Here is a 5,819-nt window from a genome sequence, read left to right as displayed (position 1 = left end):
TGCGTATACCATCCACACAAGCGCTGCGTGCGCTCGACAGCTTCGCCCGCCATGGCAGCGTCTGGCGCGCCGCCGACGAGTTGCACCTGACCCGCAGCGCCGTGAGCCATCAGCTTCGTCTGCTGGAGCGCGATCTCGGCTTCGACCTGCTCGAACGCATCGGCAAGGGCGTGGCGCTGACGCCGCGCGGCCAGCGCTATGCCAGCGACGTGCGCAAGGCGCTCACCGTTTTGGGCGATGCGGTGACGCGGGACGCCGGCACCGGCGTCGGCGGCTCGTTCGCCGTCAGTTGCACGCCCGGCTTCGCCTCGCTGTTCTTGTGCACCCATATCGGCGAGTTCCGGCAGATGTATCCTGACGTGGCGCTGCGCATCCTGACGCCGCGCCGGCTCGACGATGTCAGCAACGCAGATGCCGATGCCTTCATTGCGTTTGGTGTCGGCAATTGGCCGAACCGGGCGGTCGAGCCGCTCTGCGAAATCTCGTTCACGCCGCTCTGCAGCCCGACGCTGCTCAACAAGGTCGGCGGTTTTTCCCGACCGTCGGACGTGCTGCGCGCCAACCTGCTGCATCTCGACGACACCGAGGATTGGGCGCGCTGGCTGGCGCTGTCCAAGGTGGAAAACCCCGACATCGAGGGTGGCATCTTCTTTTCCGACATGAACCTGGTCTTTTCGGCGGCGATTGCCGGCCAGGGCATCGCCATGGGCGACGAACTGACCAGCCGGCGGGCGCTGAGCGAGGGCCGGCTGGTCAGGCCGTTCGACATCGCGATCAAGTCGCCACGCTCTTATTTCCTGGTCTCCGAACACGCCAAGGCTTCGCATCCGGTGCTGGAAGCGTTCGCGGGATGGCTGCGGTCGAAACTCCAGGAGAACCGCATTCTGCCGTATTGAGGGCAAGGCGGCGCCATCTCGCCATAGATGAATGGAATTTGCCGATCACGCGAAAACTATTCGGTTGCGGTGAGCCGGCACCCTGCCTACGATTTCGACAAGCGTTAGGGAAAGGGCAGTATGCAGCAACCCGGCCGTGCCGCAGAGATCAAGGCAATCGGGATCGGCAAGAGCTTCGGCTCGTTCCGTGCGCTGGACAATCTGTCGCTCGATATCGGCCGTGGCGAGTTCCTGACCCTGCTGGGGCCGTCGGGTTCGGGCAAGACCACCTTCCTGATGATCCTTGCGGGCTTCGTGCAGCCGACCGAGGGCAAGCTGTTCAGCGACGGCGTCGACATCACCGACCGACCGGCAGAGCAACGTGCCGCCGGCATGGTGTTCCAGGGCTACGCGCTGTTCCCGCATATGAGCGTCGAAGCCAACATCGCCTTCCCACTCAAGGTGCGCAAGAAACCGGCCGCCGACATCAAGCGCCGTGTCGGCGAGATGATCGAGCGCGTCGGTCTCAAGGGCCACGAGAAGAAACTGCCGGCGCAACTGTCGGGCGGCCAGCAGCAGCGCGTGGCGCTGGCCCGTGCGCTGGTGTTCGAACCTGGCGTGCTGTTGCTCGATGAGCCGTTCTCGGCGCTCGACAAGAGCCTGCGCGGCCAGATGCAGGCCGAGATGAAGCGGCTGCACCAGGAAACCGGAACCACTTTCGTCTTCGTCACCCACGACCAGAGCGAGGCGCTGGCGCTGTCGTCGCGCGTTGCCATCTTCAACCACGGCAAACTGCTGCAGGTCGGAGCGCCCGACGAAGTCTACGACCGGCCGGACAACCGCTTCGTCGCCGAGTTCCTCGGCGAAATCAACATGCTGCCGCTGAAGGGCGTCAAGCCTGCCGGCAATGGCTCGACCGGCCTTTGCGAAGACCGCGCGGTCAGCATGGGCTGCAAGGCCGAACTCGTGCGCGGCGATGCCATCCTGGCGATCCGGCCCGAATACATGTCGATATCGGGCGAGGCGGCGGATGGCGAGAATGGCATCGCCGCTACCGCCACCAACTCCACCTATCTCGGTGCTGCGACGCGGCTCGACCTGACGACACGGCAAGGCGCCAAGGTTACCGTCTCGGTGCCGAACGAGGTGGCGGCCGCAGCGCTCAGCAAGGGCAATTCCGTCTGGCTCACCTGGCCGGCGGAAAAGGGTTTCCTCCTTCCGCATGGAGGGCAATGACGACGGTGTGGCGAGATGTCGCTCCACCGCTTTCCGGCACTATCAACAACAAAAAAGGGGAACTGACATGACACATGACAACAAAAAACAAGCCGTCGAGAGCCTGTCCGCCAGGGCAGGTCGCGGCGAGATCTCGCGCCGGCAGTTCACACAGCTGGCGGCACTCGTGCTGGCCGGCACGCCGATGCTGCTGCGCTCGACAGGTGCCTTTGCGCAGGCCAAGGAACTGGTGCTGGTCAACTGGGGTGGCGATGCCATCACCGCCTATGATGCCGCCTATGGCCAGGCCTTCACCAAGGACACCGGCATCGCCGTCAAGATGGACGGTTCGGGTCCGACCGAAGGCGCCATCGCCGCGCAGTTCAAGAGCGGCGCGCCGACCTGGGATCTCGTCGACGTAGACCCCTTCTCGGCCATCACGCTCGGCGCCCAAGGGGCTCTCGAGCCGATCGATTACAACATCGTCGACAAGAAGAAGATGCGGCCCGGCTTTGGTTGGGAATACGCCGCCTCGACCTATTTCTTCTCCTATGTCATCGCCTATGATTCCGAGAAGTACGGCAAGGACGCGCCGACCGGCATGGCCGATTTCTTCGACGTGAAGAAATTCCCCGGCAAGCGCTCGCTCTACAAATGGGGCGTATCGAGCTGGGAAGCAGCACTTCTGGCCGACGGCATCGCGCCGGCGTCGCTCTACCCGCTCGACCTCAAGCGCGCCCATGACAAGATCGCCGCGTTCAAGGAAAACGTCGTTGCCTATTGGGGTGGCGGCGCCGAAAGCCAGAGCGTGCTGCTCAATGGCGAGGCCTCGATGGCGATCGTCTGGTCGACGCGCGCTTCGCTGATCGAGCAGGATTCGGGCGGCAAGATCAAGTTCATCTGGGATCAGGGACTGATCTCGCCCGGTGCGCTGGCCGTGCTCAAGAACAACCCCGGCGGCAAGGACGCTGCGATGAAGTTCATCGCCAGTGCCCAGGACCCTGAAAAGCAGCTGGTCATGTTCGACAAGCTCGGCCAAGGTCCTGCAAACCCGGCGGCAGACGCGCTGATCACGGCCGACAAGAAGCGCATCAACCCGGTCGATCCCGAGAACATGAAGAAGCAGATCGCGCTCGACATGGACTGGTACGCCAAAAATTACGGGCCGGCGCTCGACGAATACACCAAGATCATCTCGGCCTGATCAGGGCCGGGATAATCGGGTGGACATGAGATCCTATCTCTCCGACAGGATGGGCGCGGCGCTGTTGATGGCGCCGCTGCTCCTGTTTCTTGTCCTGGCCTATGCCTGGCCGTTCCTCGGCGTCGTCAAATGGAGTTTTACGCTGCCGACGCCCGGCCTCGGCCAATATGAGGCGCTGCTCACCGACGATCTGGTGCAGTCGGTGTTCATCCGCACGCTGCGCATCGCGGCGGTCGTCACCGTGGTCTCGGTGGCCGCTGCCTACGCCATCACCGTCGTCTGGGTGCGTGGAACCCCGGCACAGCGCCTGATCGCCGAGTTCTGCATTCTCGTTCCCTTCTGGATTTCCGTGCTGACCCGTGCCTTCGGCTGGGTGGCGCTGCTCTCCAATCGCGGCCTGATCAACACGTGGCTGCAGGCGATCGGCTTCATCTCCGAACCGCTGGCGTTGGTGCGCAACGAATTCGGCGTCATCGTCGGCATGACGCACTTCCTCATTCCTTTCGCCGTTTTTCCGCTGGCATCGGCCATGCGCAGCCTCGACGACCGCGTGCTCCTGGCGGCGCGCGGGCTCGGCTCCAGCCGCATGCGCACCTTCTGGACGGTGTTCGTGCCGATGACGCGCTCCGGCATCATAGGCGCGGCGATGATCGTTTTCGTCTTCTCGCTCGGCTTCTTCGTCACGCCAGCGATCCTTGGCGGCGGCCGCAGCGTCATGATTGCCGAGCTGATCTATCTCAGGATATTCCAGAGCCCGGACTGGGGCTTGGGTGCAGCGATCAGCGTCGTGCTGGTGCTGTTCGTCGGCGCGCTGATGGCGCTCTTGTTCCGATATGTCAGACCGAAGCAGTTGATCTGATGCCGACCTACCGCCCCGGTCCCGTCTCGCTGATCATCGCCGCCTTCGTGGCGCTGTTCCTGCTGATGCCGCTGCTCGCCGTCATCCCGGTGTCGCTGACGCCGAGCCGCATGCTGGCCATGCCGTCGGGCGAACTGTCGCTGCGCCATTACCGGGCGCTGATCGAAGACCCGCGCTGGCTCCAATCGATTCTGCTCTCGATCCGCATCGGTGTCGTCAGCAGCGCCTTTTCAACTGTGCTGGCGCTGTGCTTCAGCCTTGGCGTCTGGATGTTCCAGCCGCGCTTCACCGCGGCCCTGGTCGGCTTCGTGCTACTGCCGATGGTGGTGCCGCCGGTGGTCTCGGCGATCACGCTCTACTTCTTGCTCACCTCGATCTCGGGTTTCAGCGCGTTCTTCGGCTACGACACCTGGCTTGGCGTCGCCATGGCCCATTCGGTGATGACCGTGCCCTTCGCCACGGTGCTGATGCTGGTCTCTCTCAGCCAGCTCGACCGCCGCATCGACCTTGCCGCGCGGGGCTTAGGGGCCACTGTGTGGGAGCGCGCCACCCGCGTCATCATGCCCAACATCAAGTTCGGCATCGTCACCGCCGCACTTCTCTCCTTCGTGCTGTCCTGGGAAGAAATCGGCGTCACCCTGTTCATCACCTCTGTCAACGCCATCACGCTGCCGCGGCTCATGTGGATGGGCTTGCGCGACAACATCGACCCGGCGATCGCGGCATTGTCGGTGATCCTGATCATCATCACCGTGCTGGTGCTGGCGGTGCGCAGTTTCGTGGCCAGGCAGCGCGGAGCCTAGACAAACCGCACCGAGACGCGGCCAAACCTGCCTAGATCGCCGATGACTTCGTCGCCTGCCTCGACGCTTATCGGTGTCACGCAGGTGCCGGTAATCACCACCTGTCCCGGCTGAAGCGCTATGCCCAGGCCCGACAGTTCATTGACGATCCAGGTAAGCGCGATGCGAGGATCGCCCAATACGGCTGCTCCCGATCCGCTATGTTGCGACCTTCCGGAAACGGACGCGATCACGGGGTGCTTTGCAAGATCCACGTCGTGCCAGTCGTCTTCCGCCGCCTCGCCGATGACAAACAGATTGGCGCAGGCATTGTCCGCAATGAGCTGCGGCGCCCCGACGGCGCAGAAATCGTCATACCGTGAGTCCGGGATTTCGATCGCCGGGTGCAAGCTCGCCACGGCTTCCATCGCCTCGGCGATTTCATAGGGTGCCGCACGAGGCGGCAGCTCGCGGCCGAAACGGAAAGCGAACTCGATCTCGGCCACGCGCATCTTGCTCGTCGCCAGGGAAACGGTCCCGCCGATCTCCACCGCTTTCTCGGCCAGGAGACGTCCGGCCATGGGGCCGTCGACGTTGATGTGCCTTTGTCCCGCCAGACTGGTCGCGGCAATCTTCCAGCCGAAAAGCGGAGCCGCCGAGCGATCCATGACATGCGACTGGACAGCGTAACCTTCGAGCCGTGTTTGTGGGCGCAACGCCTCGGGTATGGCGTCGAGACGGGTGCCCTTGTCCCAGTGGCCTACCAACAACCGCGACGCAGCCCTGGTCTTTTCTGCATCGAGCATCATCAGCTTCCGAAATTGCTTCCTGGATCAAAAACGGCAAGGAAACATTGCGTCATGCGACGCTGTATGGAGCGAGAA

Annotated in this window: 6 protein-coding genes; 5 read left to right on the top strand and 1 reads right to left on the bottom strand. The window is 63.5% G+C overall.

What is annotated here, in order from left to right:
• The 5 genes from EN884_RS22750 to EN884_RS22730 form a co-directional block, all read left to right on the top strand.
• Positions 1-896 (top strand): LysR substrate-binding domain-containing protein (locus EN884_RS22750; RefSeq protein WP_245491969.1); only part of this gene is annotated, 896 nt, incomplete at its 5' end.
• A 120-nt stretch (positions 897-1,016) separates the two neighbouring features.
• Positions 1,017-2,111 (top strand): ABC transporter ATP-binding protein, encoded by a 1,095-nt coding sequence (locus tag EN884_RS22745; RefSeq protein ID WP_013532646.1) that lies wholly within the window; start codon positions 1,017-1,019, stop codon positions 2,109-2,111.
• Positions 2,112-2,178: 67 nt separating this feature from the next.
• Positions 2,179-3,294 carry an ABC transporter substrate-binding protein gene (locus tag EN884_RS22740; RefSeq protein ID WP_013532645.1) on the top strand — a complete coding sequence of 372 codons (1,116 nt, stop codon included), beginning with the start codon at positions 2,179-2,181 and terminating at the stop codon, positions 3,292-3,294.
• Positions 3,295-3,319: 25 nt separating this feature from the next.
• Complete coding sequence (locus EN884_RS22735; protein WP_013532644.1) at positions 3,320-4,153, top strand: ABC transporter permease; 834 nt, start codon at positions 3,320-3,322, stop codon at positions 4,151-4,153.
• Entirely contained in the window at positions 4,153-4,956 is an 804-nt protein-coding gene (locus tag EN884_RS22730) for an ABC transporter permease (RefSeq protein ID WP_013532643.1), read from the top strand. Before EN884_RS22735 ends, EN884_RS22730 begins: the two co-directional genes overlap by 1 nt.
• Here EN884_RS22730 and EN884_RS22725 read toward each other — a convergent pair.
• Positions 4,953-5,741: a fumarylacetoacetate (FAA) hydrolase gene (locus EN884_RS22725; protein ID WP_013532642.1), complete on the bottom strand. Its 789-nt coding sequence runs from the start codon at positions 5,739-5,741 to the stop codon at positions 4,953-4,955. The genes EN884_RS22730 and EN884_RS22725 overlap by 4 nt on opposite strands.
• Positions 5,742-5,819: the final 78 nt, after the last annotated feature.

The organism is Mesorhizobium sp. M7A.F.Ca.AU.001.01.1.1 (assembly GCF_004022735.1).
In the GTDB taxonomy this organism is placed as follows: Bacteria; Pseudomonadota; Alphaproteobacteria; order Rhizobiales; family Rhizobiaceae; genus Mesorhizobium; species Mesorhizobium ciceri.
Note: the sequence above shows the minus strand (reverse complement) of the source record. Positions and strands in the feature narration are given on the sequence as shown.